The organism is Haloarcula halobia (assembly GCF_029338255.1).
GTDB lineage: Archaea > Halobacteriota > Halobacteria > Halobacteriales > Haloarculaceae > Haloarcula > Haloarcula halobia.
Genome location: NZ_CP119787.1, coordinates 2,518,954 through 2,534,586 on the forward strand (window position 1 = coordinate 2,518,954; position 15,633 = coordinate 2,534,586).

The following is a 15,633-nucleotide window of genomic DNA, read 5'->3' on the forward strand; positions in this document are numbered from 1 at the left end:
TGATTGCGCGCTCGCCGCGGCGATCGGGTTACGACGTCGACTCCGTGGCGCCGAGGCGGTCGGTGACGGCCTCGTCGAACGCGGCGGCCGCGGCGTAGACCTCGCTGTCCCGGTCGACGGTGTATGTCGTCTCCTCGCCATCGGCCTCCTCCTTCGAGAGAAAGCCCATCTCGACGAGGTGCTCCAGCGTCCCGTCCAGGTACAGGGTCTTCATCGCGACGCCGGCGGACTCGCTCAGTTCGGTCCGCGTGTACTCGGTGTCGGCGTCGAGACGGAGTATGGCGTCGATGACCGCCGGTGCGTCGTCGTGTTCGGCGACGTGGCCCCACCCCGTGTCGGGGTCCTGTGCCTGCCCAACTTCGTCGTGCATTACGTTCACCCAGGTCGGGCCTCTCAATAAAGTCCGGGGCTTCTCTGTGAGGGGACGGGTCGGCCCGGCACGCGACGGGCGGGAGGAAGCAGTACCGCGGGAGGGGCGAGGGAGCAAGGTTTTTGTCCGCGACCCTCCGCCTCCTCTGTATGAGCAGTCGACGAGAGATCCTGGACCTGCTTCGGGAGAACGCCCGCTACACCACCGAGGACATCGCCCGCCAGACCGACTTCTCCGTCGAGGAGGTAGCGGCCGCAATCGAGGACTTCGAGGAGGCAGGCATCGTCCGCGGGTACCAGGCCGTCGTCGACTGGGGCGCCGTCGAGACCGAGGACGAGCGGGTCCGGGCGACCGTCGAGCTGAACGTCGCGCTGGACCGCGAGACCAACTACGGGGACATCGCCGAGCGCATCGCCAAGTTCCCGGAGGTCACCTCGCTGCGACTCGTCAGCGGCGACTACGACTTCGACCTCGAGGTCGAGGGCGACTCGATGCGCGAGGTGTCCCACTTCATCAGCGACAAGATCGCGCCCATCCCCGAGATCACCCAGACGGTCACCCACTACATCATGGAGTCCTACAAGGAACAGGGGATGGAGTTCGGCGACCGCGACGACGACGATAGACTATCGGTCTCACCATGACCTTCGAACCTGCCGACCGGGTCGAGAAGGTCCCGCCGTCGGGTATCCGCCGGTTCTTCGAGCTGGCCGAGGAGATGGACGACATCATCTCGCTGGGCGTCGGAGAACCGGACTTCACGGCGCCGTGGGCCGCCCGCGAGGCCGCCATCGCTTCACTCGAGCGGGGCCGGACCTCCTACACGGCCAACCGCGGCAAGCGGGAACTGCGCGAGCGCATCGCCAGGTTCGAGGCCGACAAGCACGAGCTGCCCTACGACCCCGACGAGGAGATACTCGTCACCGCGGGCGCCAGCGAGGGCATCGACCTCGCCTTCCGCGCGCTGTCGAACCCCGGCGACGCCATCGCCGTCGTCCAGCCCTCGTACGTCTCGTACGTGCCGGACGCGACCTTCGCCGGCGCGGAGGTCGTCGACGTGCCCACGCGGGCCGAAGACGAGTTCAAACTCACGCGGGACGTCCTCGAGTCGTCGGGCGCCGCCGAGGCGGACGTGCTGGTCTACTGCTACCCGAACAACCCGACGGGCGCGACGATGACCGGTGACGAACTCGCCGAGGTGGCGGCGTTCTGCCAGGAGCACGATCTCGTGGTGTTCGCCGACGAGATATACGCCGACCTGACCTACGAGCACGACCACACCTCAATCGCGACGCTGCCGGGGATGCGCGAGCGGACCATCGTCTTCAACGGGTTCTCGAAGGCCTTCGCGATGACCGGGTTCCGCCTCGGGTACGCGATGGGGCCGCCCGAAGCCATCGAGGCGATGAACCGCATCCACCAGTACACGATGCTCTCGGCGCCGACGACGGCCCAGTACGCCGCCATCGAGGCCCTGGACAGCTGCTGGGGGGAGGTCCAGGAGATGACCTCGCAGTACGACCGTCGTCGCAAGTACGTCCTCTCGCGCTTCGAGGAGATGGGCATCGACTGTTTCGAGGCCGCCGGCGCGTTCTACGCGTTCCCGAAGTGCCCGTGGGACGACGCCGAGGAGTTCGCCGAGGCCCTCTTGCAGGAGGAGGGCGTCGCCGTCGTGCCGGGCACTGCCTTCGGTGAGGGCGGGTCCGGCCACCTGCGCGTCTCGTACGCCACCGGCCTGCCCGACCTCAAAGAGGCGATGTCGCGCATGGAATCGTTCCTCGAGTGAGAGACGGTCCGGTGTGGCGACGTCCGAGTTATCAGATATTGTAACGGTCCCGTAAGTTTCAGTATGGGCCGGGGTAAAGCACAGTCAACCGTGCCGAATCGTGTCAAACCGCGGATAATACCGCGGGACGGGTCACTGACAGTCGATTTCTCTACGGGTCAGCGAGCATGAAACACAATGGCAATTGACCACTCCGAGGACCGAGCGACCGACCAGCCACAGGCCGGACCGGCGGACGAGGCCGCGACCGTCGGCGAGTACACCTGGGACGACCTCCGTCGGGAGGTCCACAGCGGCGGCCGGTTCGACCGGAGCGAGTACCTCGGGTTCGAACCGAACAAACTCCCACAGCACCTCGATGACGGGGCGAGCGCCGCCAAGTCACTCACCGAAGTGTTCGAGTCACACATCGACCCGAGCACGACGCCCGTGAGGAAGGACGTCTACTCGTGGGAGCACTTCAAACAGGAGTATTACTACGAGGACGGGGAGCGCCCGACGGACGGCGAGGGCAACGTCGTCCCGTTCGACGCGTCCGAGTACCTCGCGTTCGAGCCCGAGCAGACGGAGAACGTCCTCTCGCACGGCGAGGACCTCGCGGCCGAACTGGACGCCGTCGTCGACCGCAACACCGTCGACGTCAACCCCGACCTCGACGAGGACGCGTTCTTCTCGACACGGGAGGGCTACACGACCGTCGTCAACCGCTACGACCTGGAGAAGGCGGTGCCACAGTCCAAGAAGTCCCACTTCAAGGAACTCGAACGCTACTGGGTCAACAAGCCGTTTGCCTGCGTGGTCATCTTCCACTCCCGGAAGGAAAACGAGAAGAAGTACTACGTCATCGAACCGCACCGCAACCCCATCGAGTCGGACCTCATGTCCTTCCTCTCGGGCAAGCTCAAGACGGCCATCAAGTACTCCGAGGACGACGTCATCGTCAAGGGGTCGGAGGCCGACCGTGCCGACGTCATCCAGCGCGAGGCCGAGCAGCTGCTCTCGCGGTACGACCTCTACGACGGGTCCGTCGCGAGTTCCGGCGACGACGGGAGCTTCGTGGGGCAGGTCAAGCGTCTCCTCGGGATGGAGGCCGAGTCAGAGACGGACGAGGGGCCACTCGAGGGCATCTCCGCGCGGCCGGAACCGGCCATCTTGGAGGACGACCCGAAGACCCTCAACGAGTACCAGGTCGAGAAGCTGCTGTACATGCTCAAGCGGGACTTCATCGGCTACGCCCGCATCGACGGCATCAAGCACGACATCAACGTCGAGGACATCTCCTGTGACGGGTACAACTCGCGTGTGTTCGTCTACCACACCGACTACGAACAGATCATCTCGAACGTCGAACACGGCGAGGGCGAACTCGACGACTTCGTGGTGAAACTCGCCCAGCGGTCGGGCAAGGGTATCTCGAAGCGCCAGCCCCAGGTCGACGCCACGCTTCCCGACGGGTCACGTGCCCAGCTGACTCTGGGCCGAGAGGTGTCCGACCACGGGACGAACTACACGATTCGTCAGTTCAAGGACGTCCCCTTCACTCCCATCGACCTCATCAACTGGAACACCTTCTCGCTCGACGAGATGGCGTTCCTCTGGCTGTGTATCGAGAACAACAAGAGCCTCATCTTCGCCGGGGGTACGGCGTCAGGGAAGACCACCTCGCTGAACGCCGTCTCGCTGTTTATCCCCTCGAACTCGAAGATCGTCTCTATCGAGGACACCCGCGAAGTCGAGTTGCCCCAGCGTAACTGGGTCGCCTCGGTGACACGGCCCTCGTTCGGCGAGGACGACAGAGGCGACGTCGACGAGTTCGACCTGCTGGAGGCCGCGCTCCGGCAGCGGCCCGACTACATCGTCATGGGCGAGATCCGTGGCGAGGAAGGTCGCACCCTGTTCCAGGTCATGTCGACCGGGCACACCACCTACACCACCTTCCACGCCGACTCGGTCGGCGAGGTCATCAAGCGCTTCACCACCGAACCGATAAACGTCTCGAAGACCCTGTTCACGGCGCTGGACCTGGTCTCCATCCAGACCCAGACGCGGGTCGACGGCAACAAGGTCCGCCGGAACAAGTCCCTGACCGAGATCAACGAGTACTCCGCGGAGAACGACGAGATCAACGTCAGGGACGTCTACGAGTGGCGGGCCCAGCGCGACGAGTACGTCCAGATGGGCAACTCCAACACCCTGGAGGAGATCAAGTTCGACCGCGGGTGGACCCAGGAGAAACTGGACGAGGAGATATTCAAGCGCAAGGTCGTCCTCGCCTATCTCATCGAACAGGGGCTCAACACCTACACCCAGGTCGCAGCGACCGTCCAGGCCTTTATCAACGATCCTGACACGATACTGACGCTCATCGCGAACGACCAGTTGAAGAACTCGCTCGAGGACCTCCGGGAGATGGAGTCGGTCAAGATCGATATCGACCCCGCGAAAGAGGAGATGGTCCCCCGGCCCGAGGCGCCCGCGGAGATGGTCGAGGAGACCAAGGCCGTCCTCGACGACGCCTCGTCGCTGTTCGACAGCTACCGGAGCCGCGACACCCCCGACATCGTCTCGGCCCTGATGGACGGCGAGATGGACCCGGAGTCCGAGACCGAGGACGCCGTCGGGTTCGGCGAGTTCGTCCCGAAGGTCGGGGAGGAGTGACCGATGAGCCTCAAGACGACGGACCGCCAGGAGCTGGCCAGCGGCGGCGCGCTGGGTGACACCTTCTACCCGGCCTACCAGCGGCTGTTCGACGAGGAGGGCGACTTCGTCCAGGGTGTCGAGGAGAAGCTCGCCCAGGCCCGGATGGCCGACAACGTCGAGATGTTCCTGGCGCGGGCGCTCGCCGTCGGCGTCATCGCCGGGCTGGCGCTGTGGCTCGTGGGGACGCTACTGGGCTACCTGGTGGTCAACCTCCTGATTCCGAACCCCTCGGAGTTCACCTTCATCGGTATCCCCGTCTCCGACTCGACGTCGGCGCTCATCGACACGCTGAAGCTGCCGATTCTGGTCCTCTGTACCGGCCTCGTGTTCGGGTTCATCGGCTTTGCCGTCGGCTTCGGCTCGCTCGTCTCGATTCCGTACTTCCGCGCCGGGGCCCGGAAACGGGAGATCAACGTCCTCCTCTCGGACTCCATCTCGTTCATGTACGCCCTCTCGGTGGGTGGACTGAACCAGCTCGAGATCCTGCACGCGATGGGCCAGGCCGACGACACGTACGGCGAGGCCGCAAAGGAGTTCCAGTCTATCGTCCTAGAGACCGAGTACTTCGATACGGACTACCGGACGGCAGTCAGGAACCAGGCGCTGGAAACGCCCTCGGATCAGCTCTCGCAGTTCCTGACCGACATGCTCTCTATCATCAACTCCGGGGGTGACATGACCTCGTTCCTGGAAGACCAGAAGGAGAAACACATGCGGACCGCCCGACAGGAACAGGAGAAGATGCTGGAGACGCTGGAGCTGTTCGGCGAGATGTACATGACCCTCTCGCTGTTCCCGCTGTTGCTCATCATCATCCTCGTCATCATGTCGATGATGGGCAACGCACAGACGATGCTCATCTACGGGACGGTCTACGGCCTGATTCCCCTCACCGGCATCGCCTTCCTCGTGCTCGTCTCGACGGTCACCCAGGACTCCGTCGGCGACGGCTACCTGCGGCCCAACAACCGCGAGGAGGACGTCGTCGTCGACGAGGGCATCGGCGTGTTCAACCTCGGCCTCGTCGAGCAGTACACCGGGCGCCACGGTATCTTCGACCGCATCAAGAACCGCGAGGGCACCTACGAACTCACGCAGATTCTGCTCAAACCCCACCTGTTCTTCCGGGACCACCCCATGCTGGTGCTGGGACTGACCGTGCCGACGTCCATCGTCGCGCTGGCAGTCACCGTCGTGCTCGGCTGGGCGCCGCTGTCGGTCGACGGGATGCTCGCGAACCCCGTGCTCGGCACGTTCGCGTGGGTGTACGTCCCGCTGTACATCAACTTCCTCCCGCTGGCGGTCTTCTACGAGTGGAACCAGCGCTCGCGGAAGGCCATCGTCGGCAACCTCTCGGAGAACCTCCGGAAGCTGGCCTCCGCCAACGACACCGGGATGACCCTGCTGGAGTCGATCAAGGTAGTCTCGGAGACGTCGGCCGGGAAGCTCTCCGACGAGTTCGAGACGATGCACGCGAAGGTCAACTACGGCACCAGCCTCAAGAACGCCCTCCGGGAGTTCAACAACAAGTACCACGTGCCACGCCTGGCGCGGACGGTCAAGCTCATCGCGGAGGCCCAGGAGGCCTCCAGCCAGATTCAGGACGTGCTCTCGACGGCCGCACAGGCCGCCGAGAACCAGGACGACATAGAGCGCGACCGCAAGTCCCGAACCCGCATGCAGACGGTCATCATCATCATGACCTACCTGACGCTGTTGGGCGTGATGGCGCTGCTGAAGACGCAGTTCCTCGACGTCATGGCCGGCCTCTCCGCCCAGGCCTCGAACGCCGGCGGCTCGGGCGCGGTCGGCGGTGGCGGTGGCTTCGGGGGCAACGTCGACACGAACATGCTGTCGATGCTGTTCTTCCACGCGGTGACCCTGCAGGCCATCCTGTCGTCGTTCATCGCGGGCTACATCCGCGAGGTCAAGCTCATCGCGGGCGTGAAGTTCGTCGTCATCCTCTCGACTATCGCCCTCGCCGTCTGGATACTGGTCGGGTGACCGGCCCGGACCGTTCCCACGACGTCTCGCGGCGTCGGTGAAGCCCCCGGAGCGCGTATCGATATCGAGAGCGCGGCCAGGCCCTCGCGCTCGGGAGTACGACAGATGACAGACGACGACGGACTCGCCCACCAGATTCGCGAGTCCCTGGGCGACCGACCGGGACTGACCGCTGAAGACGCCGTCGAGACGTGGCTCGACCGCTGTCTCGCGTTCGCCGAGTCGCTGCCCGAAAAGTGAGTGGGGCCGACTCCAGGCCGGGTCGGCGGAGCCGGCACGACGTGGCGGTTTTATTCGACCGGCCGCTCAAACGTCGCCCGTGTCCCCCGAGCGAACCTGTCCCGACTGCGCGGAACCGCTCGAGAAGATGGAGCTCCAGGGAACCGATGCGCTGGGCTCGCTCGCCATCGTCGCTCCGGCCTCGGACGACGGCTTCCTCAGCAGCCACCGGGCCGACGAGGTGCTGACGCCCGTGCCGTACGTCTGTCCCGAGTGTCGACGGACGCTCGTCTACGCAGAGGAGTGAATGGACTCGCCGGGATTGAGCGACCGCGAAGCGGTCGCGATGTTCGGCGAGTCCACGACTGAGGGAGCGAAAGCGACCGAAGAAAGTGGACTCGCCGGGATTTGAACCCGGGGCCTCTCCCATGCCAAGGGAGTGATCTACCTCTGATCTACGAGCCCTCTCGGCATTCACCTGTATCCGGTGGCCTTTCTTAAAGGCATCGAACCACGGGGGAGGTGTGAGACGGTCCCGTACGACACAACTGATAATTGCGGCACAATGGCTAAGAGCATCCAGTACGAGCATCGATCAGACGCGGTTACCAGGGTCATATCGGGTCAATTATCATGGATGTGAAACGGGGCGGAGATCGCGAGGCACGTAGCCAGCAGGGACGGGCAGCGACAGAGCGCGGGCAGACGACGCTCGATTTCGCCATCGGCATGAGCCTCTTCCTCGCGGTCCTCATCTTCACCTTCCTGTTCGTTCCAGGTCTGCTGGCACCGTTTACGGCCGGCGGGCAGGATGAGACGGTATCGACGAATCGGGTTGCCGACTACCTGACGAAAGGGGCGCTCGGGACGCCGCGGGACCCGTTCGTCCTCGACACGCAATGTACGATTCTCTTCTTCGATAACCGGACGGCGGCGGACAAGTGCGGCGGCGACTGGAGCAGTGACACGCCGGTCGAGGAGACGGTGGGTCTCGACCCGGCGCGGCAGAACCTGAACGTCACCATCCGGGGGACGGCACCGAACAGCGGCGACGAGGAGGTCCTGTGCTGGGACGAGGACGATAACGTGCTCGTCGGCATCTCGCACGGGACGTGTGGCACCAACCCCGGCGACCCCGACGTCCCGTTCACCAGAGGCGACACGCCCCCGGACACGAACGACGCGACGGTGACCGCCCTCCGCGTCGCCTCGCTGAAAGGGACGGACGTCACCGTCTACGTGGAGATGTGGTAGGATGCGGGGCCAGGCACACACGCTGGAGGCCACCGTCGCGAGCCTGTTGCTGCTCGCGAGTCTCGTCTTCGCGCTCCAGATGACGGCCGTGACGCCGCTGTCTGCGAGTACGTCCAGCCAGCACATCGAGAATCAGCAGCAGGCCACTGGCAGTGGCGTCCTCGCGGCGGCGGCCGAGGAAGGGGCGCTCAAGCCCGCGGTGCTCTACTGGAACAACTCGAGTCAGCGCTACCACGACACCAACGGCAACCTGGGCTACTACACGAACGGCCCGCCGAACAACACCTTCGGCGACATGCTCAACCGATCGTTCGACCAGCGGGGCATCGCGTACAACGTCTACTTCACGTTCCAGAACGCCGGCGGGGAGAGCATCACCCAGCGGTACGTCTACAGCGGGGCCCCCAGCGACAACGCGGTGTCGGCGTCCCGCACGGTGACGCTCCTCGACGACGACCACCTGTACAACGCAAACGAGACGCGCAACGCGACGGCGCTGACGAACCCGAACATCACCTACCCGATACCGGACACGGGCCGGAACGTGTTCAACACGGTCCGCGTGGAGGTGGTCGCGTGGCGCATCTAGCCCGCGAGGACCGGGGTCAGATAATCCTCATCGCCGCGTTCGCGCTGGCGGTGACGTTCGTCGCGCTGGCGCTCATCGTCAACTCCGCTATCTTCACCGAGAACCTCGCCAGTCGAGGCGAGACGGGCGGGAGCGACGACGCACTCGACGTGCGTGCGATGGTCGAAGCAAGCGTGGGCGAGGCTATCGCCGGCGCGAACATCCACAACACCACGTCGACGACGACGCTGGGCGAGGGGGTAAAGGACGGTATCGGGGAGACGACCGACCAGCTGGAACTGCAACACGTCACCAGCAGCGCGCTGGTGGAGGTGTCGCTGGTCTCGGGGTCGCCGGTGAACGGGTCGCGAATTGCCCAGAACGAGAGCGGGGGACGGACCTTCGAGGACAACGCCATGTCCGGCGACGCCGAGTGGCAAGTCGTCACCCGCGTCGAGCCTCACTCGGACCGGTACAACGGGACGCGTGCCTTCAGGATGAACGTCTCGACGCTCCCGGATTCGGGCGACGCGTTCGTCGTCACGGCCAACGGGACCGATGGGGAGCCGACCTGGGAGATGCGCCTCTACAGCGACTCCGACGGGGACGTCGACGCCGGTGAGGACGTCACCGTCGAGGTCACCACGCCGAGCGGGAGCGAGAGCTGCACCCACGAGACCGAGCACCCCTACGTCCACGTCGACGTGACCGGGGGGGCCGTGGCCGGCGAACCGTGTGACGCGCTCCGGCGAGGGTTCTACGATGGCGGCGATACATCCGTCTTCGACGGCCGGTTCGCCCACGGCGTCGGGGACGAGCGGTACAACATCACCTTCGAGAACGGCGGCGAGGTGGTCGGGAACTACTCGCTCGTGACCCGGTCGACGGGTGCCAACCCGACCCCGAACCTCAACACGGCCGTGGGCGCCTCGCCCTACGTCACCGACGCGGTCTACAACGTGAGCGTCGAGTTCACCTACGAGACCTCGGAGGTCCGCTACGAGACCAGGATTCGGGTCGCCCCGGGTGAGCCAGATGCGTGAGGACCGTGCCGTCTCGACGGCGCTTGGCTACGTGTTGACCCTCTCTATCGCGTCGCTGCTCGTGACGGGCCTGCTCGTCGCCGGCAGCGGCTTCGTCGAGGACCGCCGCGAGCAGGTGGTCCGTGAGGAACTGACCGTCATCGGCCAGCAGGTCGGGGCCGACCTGGCCCGGGCGGACCGGCTCGTCCTCGCGGCGGACAGCAGCGGTGGGGACCTGACGGTCCAGCTCAACCGGACCTATCCCGACCGCGTGACGGGGAGCCCCTACCGGGTAGCCATCGACCAGTCGAACGAACGGGTCGTCCTCAGCGCCTCGAACCCGGAGATTACGGTGACGGTCGGCGTCACCCACGAGACGTCGCTCCGGGACTCCTCGGCCGACGGCGGGAACATCCAGCTGGCCTACGACAGCGGGGACCTGGTGATCCGCGATGTCTGAGCGTGGGGTCAGCGAAGTGCTGAGCTTCACGCTGGTGTTCGCGCTGGTGGTGACCTCGGTCGCCATCGTGTCGGTGAGCGGCCTCGGGAGCCTCCAGGACGCGCGCGACGCGGAGCAACTCGAGAACGCAGAGCGCGCCTTCGACGTGCTGGCCGACAACCTCGCCGATCTCCACCGACAGGGCGCCCCGAGCAGGGCGACCGAGATCAGCCTCGGCCAGGCGCAGCTGGCGACCGAGGACAACGTCACGATGACCGTCAGAGTCGAAGACAGCGGCGGGACCACGACGGTCGGGACCTGGGAGATTCGGCCGCTGGTCTACAGCGGCAACCAGGAGCGAGAGCTCGTCTACGAGGCCGGCGCCATCTTCCGGACCAACCGCGACAGCGGGTTCGTCGTGCGCGACCCGCCGCTGGTGGTCGACGACGACCGGGTACTGCTCCCGGTTATCGGGCTCAACTCCCCGCAGGTCCAGAGCCTCGGCGGGTCGACGGTGCTGGTCCGGGCCACCCACCGCGAGGCCGACGTCGCGTTCTCACGGACGGACGGGTCCATCGAGTCGCTCACCGTCGAGGTAGCGTCCCCGCGGGAGGCCCAGTGGGAGCAGTACTTCGAGTCACACGGGTTCACCTGTACCGGCAGCGCGCCGATATCGTGTGTGTACGACCCGCCCCCATCGGACAACTTCGAGCGGGTCTACATCGTCTACCACGACATCGGCGTCGTCATCGACAAGTAGGGCTCACCCGCTCGTGACGTTCAGTTTGTTCTCCGAGATGTGGAGGTAGGTCAGCCGGACGATGTTAGTCTGGGGCGGGATGGCGCGCTGGCCCAGGAGCGCCTGGTCGTAGTGGACCGTCCCGCCGTTGTCCAGCTCGACGCTGCCGGCGACGATGCCGCCATAGAGGTGTGCCTTGCCGATGTAGACGTCGCTCGACCCGGTGATGCCTGCGGGCGCGTATATGACCCCCTCGTAGCGGATAGTCGAGGAACCCGACCCGCTGATGCGGGTCGTGAAGTCGGACTTGCCGTAGAGCCAGAACTGCGAGGCGTTCTGGTTGTCCGCCACGTCGACGACGCCCCCGGAGTTGGGAATCGAGAGGTGCGCGCCGGTGGGACTGGTGGCCTCGCCCTGGACGAACACACGCACCTGTCCGTCACCCTGCACCTCGATGCGCCCGTCGTTCTTGATGTGGACGAAGTCCCGGACCGCGATGGTGACGTCGCCGCTCCCGGTGTCGAGCGTCAGCGTCCGGCCGTCGAGCGTCAGGCTGTCGAGGTAGTAGACGCCCTCGGTGAGCGTCTGGTCGCCGCTGTCGAGCGTGGTGCTCGTGATGGGGACGCCAGCGTCGCCGTTGTCGTTCTCGGCGCTCGCGTTGTCGACCTGCTGCTGGACGTAGCCGTCGACCGGCGCGGCGCCGTCGACACCGCCGATCTGGGTGACGCTCCCCTCGACGGTCCCCTTGATCTTCTTGCTCGAGGTGTACTCGACGCTGCCGTTGACCCACCCGCTCCCCTTGACCTCGACGCGGTCGCCGGAACGAATCGACCCGTTGACCTCGCTGTTGCCCGTGACGACGACGTCGCCCGCGGTGGTGACGGTGCCGAACGCGCCCCTCGTGTCGGCGTACGCGCCCGTCCCCACCGAGGAGTCGTAGCTGTCGGTCCGGGCGGGGTCGCCACCGTTGCCCGAGAGGCGGATCTCGCCGCCGGCGGACGTCGCGGCGACGGCGCTGGTCACCTCCCGCGGGCCGGTCGGGACGGTCAGCGTGGCGGTGACCCGCTGATTCGGGTGGTCGTAGGAGGCCTTCCCGTCGGTCCGCTCCTCGAAGTACCGGCCCCAGGCGCGGTAGTACTCGCTGGTGACGGTGACGTTGACGACGCCGGTCTCGAGGGGGTTCGTCCGGTCGGCGCTCGCGTCGGGGTAGACCTGGGTCGTCTCGCCGGGGGTCAGCGAGGCCCGGCCGGACAGCGTCGTGTCGCCGCTGACGGTGATCAGCGGGAGCGTCAGCGTCGCGTCACGGTAGTAGAACTCCGGCGGTGAGACCATCACGGTCCCGTTCCGGGATTTCTTCCAGACGCCGCCGCCCTGGTAGGCGACCTGGCGGTCCTCGTTCTCGTAGACGACGGCGCCGAGCGGGACGTCCAGCAGCGTCGTCGTCGTCGTCGGGGACGCCGAGGAGTTCGTGATGGTTATCTCCATCCGACCGGCCGCGTCGTCGACGCGGTACCGGGCACCCTGTACCCGCGAGAGCGACACCTGCTGGCCGTTCGAAGAGCCCAGTGCGACCATCGCCGCCTGGGAGTCCAGCTGTGTCATCACTTTCTCCGAACGCGAGACGTCCAGTCCCACCTCGGTGTCGGTCAGCGCCGTCGCGCCCAGCCCCACGACCAGCGTCGACCCGACGATAACCATGCTGAAGACGAGTAACAGTCCGAGCGGCGCGGACTGCGCACGCTGTCGACCCTCGCGGCGACGCCAACCAGTCATTGCCGCCCCTTTGTTATCATGTGTGATAAATCAAGTGGCCACCCGACGAATTCGTGCCGTGTGAAAACGCCGGCCGGGATATATACTCGCCGCTCCGGATATCAGACGTGAGGATTTCCCCTCCCCCGGACGACTCGACACCGGTCCCCGGCGGTCAATCCTCGAATCGCACCGTGTTCTCGGAGACGTGCACGTACGTTATCTTCACGACGTTCGCCTTCCGACTGACGACCTGCGTGTCTCCGAGTGCCTGGTCGTAGTGGATGCGGCCCTTGGTGTCGATATTCACGTCACCGGAGACGATGCCGCCATAGATGTCCCCGTTTTCGACCCGGGTTCCCCCTGGACCGCCAGCTCCGACAGGTGCCCAGAGCACGCCGGTGAACTGACCCCCGTCCACCGATGCGTTGAACGTGTCGTTCGCGTAGAAGCGGAGCTGTGGGGCGTCGTCGCCGGGGACGGAGACCGTGCCACCGTGGACTCTGAGACCGGCGTCTCGCCATCCCGAGACGCTCACTTTGCCGTCGCTCGGGTTCGCCCCCATCGTCCGGACGTAGACGTTGACGCGATTGTCCCCCTGGACGTCGATGGTACCGCTCACGTCGACATACTCGTCGACGACGATGGTGATTGCGCCATCGTTCGTGTCGAGTTCTAGCGTCTCGCCACTGCCGAGGTCGATTCTCTCGAGGTGGTACCGCCCCGCGTTCTCGATCGTGACCGTCGACCGACTCGAGAAGTCGAGCGTGGGGTCCGGCCCGCCCGTTATCGCGTCGTAGGCGTCGTTCGCGTCGTCGTTGTCGTTGTCGTCTGCCACATCCTGTCCCATCGTGGCGACGAAGTGATTCAGCGGTGACCGCGTGTCGACACCCGAGATCTGCTCCTCGCTATCGTAGGAGGCGCTCCCGGACGCGGAGAAGCTGTCCGTCCAGTAGATGTCTCCGTTGATGTCGGCGCTGCCGGTGATGTCGACGTCGGACCCAGAACGGATGTTCCCGTGGAAGTTTGCGTTGCCCTGATAGTCGACGGAGCCGCCGAACGTGACGTTCCCGTTCGACCCCGTGGCGCCGGAGGAGTACTGCGAACAGTAGTCGCCTGGCTCCGACGAGTTGTAGCTGTCAGTGTAAAACGGGTTCGATCCGGGCGAGTCCCCACACGGGCGCCCCCCGTTGCCCTGGACCTGGAGGCTTCCGGAGGAGAGCCCGGCGACCGCAGACGTGAGTTTGGTGGTTCCGATAGGCGTCACCAGGTCGATGGTCACCCGCTGGTTTGGGGGGTCGTAACTGACTTCGCCGTCGGTCCGCGTCTCGAAGTATTGCCCCCAGGCCCGGTAGTAGTCGCTCGTTATCGTGACGACGATGGTCCCGTTCTGAATCGGGTTCGAGACGTCGACCTCGTTCGAGCTGGTCCGTCGAACCGACGCTCTCTCGCTCAGCGAGGTGTCACCCTCGACACTGATAATCGGGAACGTCAGCGTCGCGTTCCGGTAGTGAAACTCCGGCGGCGAGACCATCACCGACCCGCCGTCCGTCTCTTTCCAGACGCCACCGCCCTGATATGCGACGGTACTGCTCGCCCCAGTCGTGCGGACCGAACCGAGGTCACGGTCCACGAGCGTGACAGTTCCACTCGGTTTCTCGTGTTCGATAGTGACGTGCCCGGCAGTCTCGTCCAATACGTACCCGTCGTTCACCCCGCCCGGGATGTGAACAGTCTGTGCGTTCGAACTGCCGAGCGCGACCAGCGCCGTCTCGGAGTCCAGCTGCGTCAGGGCTTGTTCTGCCCGTTCGTTTGCCAGCTGGTCTTGCGTCGTCGTAATCGCTCCCGACCCCAGCGCGACGACCGCCGTCGCGCCGATAAACATCACTGCGAACACCAGCAAGAGGCCCAGGGGCGCGCTCTGTGCCCGGGTTCCCAACGGCGGCTCTCTGGACCCCATACTTCTTTCAGGATTCTATCGCTTACTTAATAAGTTCGGTGGCTCGGCTATCACTTTAGAGACTAACCGACAATCGCCGGGCACGAGCGCCCGTCGGTAGGCCGTGATCGGGTCACTCGTACGTGACGGTAGTCTGTGACGGCGCCGGTCGCAGGACGTAACTCGTGGCAGCACCGCGCTGGACGGGGCGGAGGCCTGCCGTGAGAATGGTGGCGTCGCCGGTCCCGATCTCGAACGGCGCGCCGAACCTCAGTGGACCGTCGTCGGGCGTCGTGACCATCGCCTCACGGCCGTCTGTCAGTGCGGCGTCGATGCGGGCGACCACGAGCTTGAGATAGACGTACTGGCCGGTCATCAGCTCCTGTTCGAACGCGAAGGCGGTCCCGTCGTCGGCTACCTCGACCAGGTCCACCGACGCGTCCTCGATGGAAAAGAGCAGCTCGGCGCCCTCGTGTTCCTCCGTCTCGGTGGCAGCTGCCGCCGGGAGCACGCGCAACTCGCTGACCGTGACGACACAGGAGTCGAAGTCCGCGACGGCGTCCGAGGCGTCCCGGAACCGCGTCACGAGGAGGCCCGTCTCGCCGTTCCGGCCAGGACAGCCCGCGAGCGCACCGCTGCCGGCCACGAAGCCGGCCGTCCGGAGGAAATCGCGGCGCTGCATACCGAGGTAGTACACGAGTCCGTTATAAAGGTCTGCTGCCCGCTCCCGCGAGATAGAAACCGTTTTGTCGGGCCGGCGACGACGACCCGGTGGGAACAGCACGACCGCAAATCTGACACGCCGTGGGCTTCCATGGCTCGGGATTGCGGCCGTGTTCGG

15 protein-coding genes and 1 tRNA gene are annotated in these 15,633 nt (G+C 65.5%); 11 read left to right on the forward strand and 5 right to left on the reverse strand.

Annotated elements, in window-relative coordinates:
* Nucleotides 1-28 precede the first annotated feature (28 nt).
* Complete coding sequence (locus tag P1K88_RS13435; protein WP_276410738.1) at nucleotides 29-370, reverse strand: hypothetical protein; 342 nt, start codon at nucleotides 368-370, stop codon at nucleotides 29-31.
* 149 nt (nucleotides 371-519) lie between these two features.
* On the opposite strand from P1K88_RS13435, the gene P1K88_RS13440 reads away from it, so the two are divergent.
* The 6 genes from P1K88_RS13440 (at nucleotide 520) to P1K88_RS13465 (ending at nucleotide 7,386) form a co-directional block, all read left to right on the forward strand.
* Entirely contained in the window at nucleotides 520-1,014 is a 495-nt protein-coding gene (locus tag P1K88_RS13440) for an Lrp/AsnC family transcriptional regulator (RefSeq protein WP_276410739.1), read from the forward strand.
* Complete coding sequence (locus tag P1K88_RS13445; RefSeq protein ID WP_276410740.1) at nucleotides 1,011-2,156, forward strand: pyridoxal phosphate-dependent aminotransferase; 1,146 nt, start codon at nucleotides 1,011-1,013, stop codon at nucleotides 2,154-2,156. Before P1K88_RS13440 ends, P1K88_RS13445 begins: the two co-directional genes overlap by 4 nt.
* A 177-nt stretch (nucleotides 2,157-2,333) precedes the next feature.
* Entirely contained in the window at nucleotides 2,334-4,814 is a 2,481-nt protein-coding gene (locus tag P1K88_RS13450; RefSeq protein WP_276410741.1) for a type II/IV secretion system ATPase subunit, read from the forward strand.
* Between the two features lie 3 nt (nucleotides 4,815-4,817).
* Entirely contained in the window at nucleotides 4,818-6,860 is a 2,043-nt protein-coding gene (locus tag P1K88_RS13455; RefSeq protein WP_276410742.1) for a type II secretion system F family protein, read from the forward strand.
* Between the two features lie 105 nt (nucleotides 6,861-6,965).
* Nucleotides 6,966-7,100, forward strand: coding sequence for a hypothetical protein (locus tag P1K88_RS13460; protein ID WP_276410743.1), 135 nt, complete (start codon nucleotides 6,966-6,968; stop codon nucleotides 7,098-7,100).
* Between the two features lie 79 nt (nucleotides 7,101-7,179).
* Nucleotides 7,180-7,386: a hypothetical protein gene (locus P1K88_RS13465; RefSeq protein ID WP_276410744.1), complete on the forward strand. Its 207-nt coding sequence runs from the start codon at nucleotides 7,180-7,182 to the stop codon at nucleotides 7,384-7,386.
* Between the two features lie 86 nt (nucleotides 7,387-7,472).
* Here P1K88_RS13465 and P1K88_RS13470 read toward each other — a convergent pair.
* Nucleotides 7,473-7,544: transfer RNA gene (locus P1K88_RS13470), tRNA-Ala, on the reverse strand.
* A gap of 168 nt (nucleotides 7,545-7,712) precedes the next feature.
* Between P1K88_RS13470 and P1K88_RS13475 the strand changes: the two genes are divergently transcribed.
* The 5 genes from P1K88_RS13475 to P1K88_RS13495 are packed head-to-tail and all read left to right on the forward strand — an operon-like array spanning nucleotide 7,713 to nucleotide 11,122.
* Complete coding sequence (locus tag P1K88_RS13475; RefSeq protein WP_276410745.1) at nucleotides 7,713-8,333, forward strand: DUF7287 family protein; 621 nt, start codon at nucleotides 7,713-7,715, stop codon at nucleotides 8,331-8,333.
* A gap of 1 nt (nucleotide 8,334) precedes the next feature.
* Nucleotides 8,335-8,922 (forward strand): DUF7288 family protein, encoded by a 588-nt coding sequence (locus P1K88_RS13480; RefSeq protein WP_276410746.1) that lies wholly within the window; start codon nucleotides 8,335-8,337, stop codon nucleotides 8,920-8,922.
* A complete protein-coding gene (locus tag P1K88_RS13485; protein WP_276410747.1) occupies nucleotides 8,910-9,944 on the forward strand; it encodes a DUF7261 family protein in 1,035 nt (344 codons plus the stop codon). The genes P1K88_RS13480 and P1K88_RS13485 overlap by 13 nt, the downstream gene beginning before the upstream one ends.
* A complete protein-coding gene (locus tag P1K88_RS13490) occupies nucleotides 9,937-10,383 on the forward strand; it encodes a DUF7266 family protein (protein ID WP_276410748.1) in 447 nt (148 codons plus the stop codon). Before P1K88_RS13485 ends, P1K88_RS13490 begins: the two co-directional genes overlap by 8 nt.
* Nucleotides 10,376-11,122: a DUF7289 family protein gene (locus tag P1K88_RS13495; protein WP_276410749.1), complete on the forward strand. Its 747-nt coding sequence runs from the start codon at nucleotides 10,376-10,378 to the stop codon at nucleotides 11,120-11,122. The genes P1K88_RS13490 and P1K88_RS13495 overlap by 8 nt, the downstream gene beginning before the upstream one ends.
* Nucleotides 11,123-11,125: 3 nt before the next feature.
* Here P1K88_RS13495 and P1K88_RS13500 read toward each other — a convergent pair whose 3' ends face one another.
* The 3 genes from P1K88_RS13500 to P1K88_RS13510 form a co-directional block, all read right to left on the reverse strand.
* Nucleotides 11,126-12,874, reverse strand: coding sequence for a polymer-forming cytoskeletal protein (locus P1K88_RS13500; RefSeq protein ID WP_276410750.1), 1,749 nt, complete (start codon nucleotides 12,872-12,874; stop codon nucleotides 11,126-11,128).
* A gap of 154 nt (nucleotides 12,875-13,028) precedes the next feature.
* Nucleotides 13,029-14,813, reverse strand: a complete 1,785-nt coding sequence (locus tag P1K88_RS13505) for a DUF7289 family protein (protein WP_276410751.1) — start codon at nucleotides 14,811-14,813, stop codon at nucleotides 13,029-13,031.
* 112 nt (nucleotides 14,814-14,925) lie between these two features.
* Nucleotides 14,926-15,474 carry a DUF4382 domain-containing protein gene (locus P1K88_RS13510; RefSeq protein WP_276410752.1) on the reverse strand — a complete coding sequence of 183 codons (549 nt, stop codon included), beginning with the start codon at nucleotides 15,472-15,474 and terminating at the stop codon, nucleotides 14,926-14,928.
* Between the last annotated feature and the right edge of the window lie 159 nt (nucleotides 15,475-15,633).

Bases quoted from the DNA above. Each gene is read 5' to 3' on its own strand.
- P1K88_RS13500 (WP_276410750.1), bottom strand. From the start codon at position 12,874: ATGACTGGTTGGCGTCGCCGCGAGGGTCGACAGCGTGCGCAGTCCGCG.
- P1K88_RS13505 (WP_276410751.1), bottom strand. From the start codon at position 14,813: ATGGGGTCCAGAGAGCCGCCGTTGGGAACCCGGGCACAGAGCGCGCCC.
- P1K88_RS13460 (WP_276410743.1), top strand. From the start codon at position 6,966: ATGACAGACGACGACGGACTCGCCCACCAGATTCGCGAGTCCCTGGGC.
- P1K88_RS13435 (WP_276410738.1), bottom strand. From the start codon at position 370: ATGCACGACGAAGTTGGGCAGGCACAGGACCCCGACACGGGGTGGGGC.
- P1K88_RS13490 (WP_276410748.1), top strand. From the start codon at position 9,937: ATGCGTGAGGACCGTGCCGTCTCGACGGCGCTTGGCTACGTGTTGACC.
- P1K88_RS13450 (WP_276410741.1), top strand. From the start codon at position 2,334: ATGGCAATTGACCACTCCGAGGACCGAGCGACCGACCAGCCACAGGCC.
- P1K88_RS13480 (WP_276410746.1), top strand. From the start codon at position 8,335: ATGCGGGGCCAGGCACACACGCTGGAGGCCACCGTCGCGAGCCTGTTG.
- P1K88_RS13440 (WP_276410739.1), top strand. From the start codon at position 520: ATGAGCAGTCGACGAGAGATCCTGGACCTGCTTCGGGAGAACGCCCGC.
- P1K88_RS13445 (WP_276410740.1), top strand. From the start codon at position 1,011: ATGACCTTCGAACCTGCCGACCGGGTCGAGAAGGTCCCGCCGTCGGGT.
- P1K88_RS13510 (WP_276410752.1), bottom strand. From the start codon at position 15,474: ATGCAGCGCCGCGATTTCCTCCGGACGGCCGGCTTCGTGGCCGGCAGC.
- P1K88_RS13475 (WP_276410745.1), top strand. From the start codon at position 7,713: ATGGATGTGAAACGGGGCGGAGATCGCGAGGCACGTAGCCAGCAGGGA.
- P1K88_RS13495 (WP_276410749.1), top strand. From the start codon at position 10,376: ATGTCTGAGCGTGGGGTCAGCGAAGTGCTGAGCTTCACGCTGGTGTTC.
- P1K88_RS13455 (WP_276410742.1), top strand. From the start codon at position 4,818: ATGAGCCTCAAGACGACGGACCGCCAGGAGCTGGCCAGCGGCGGCGCG.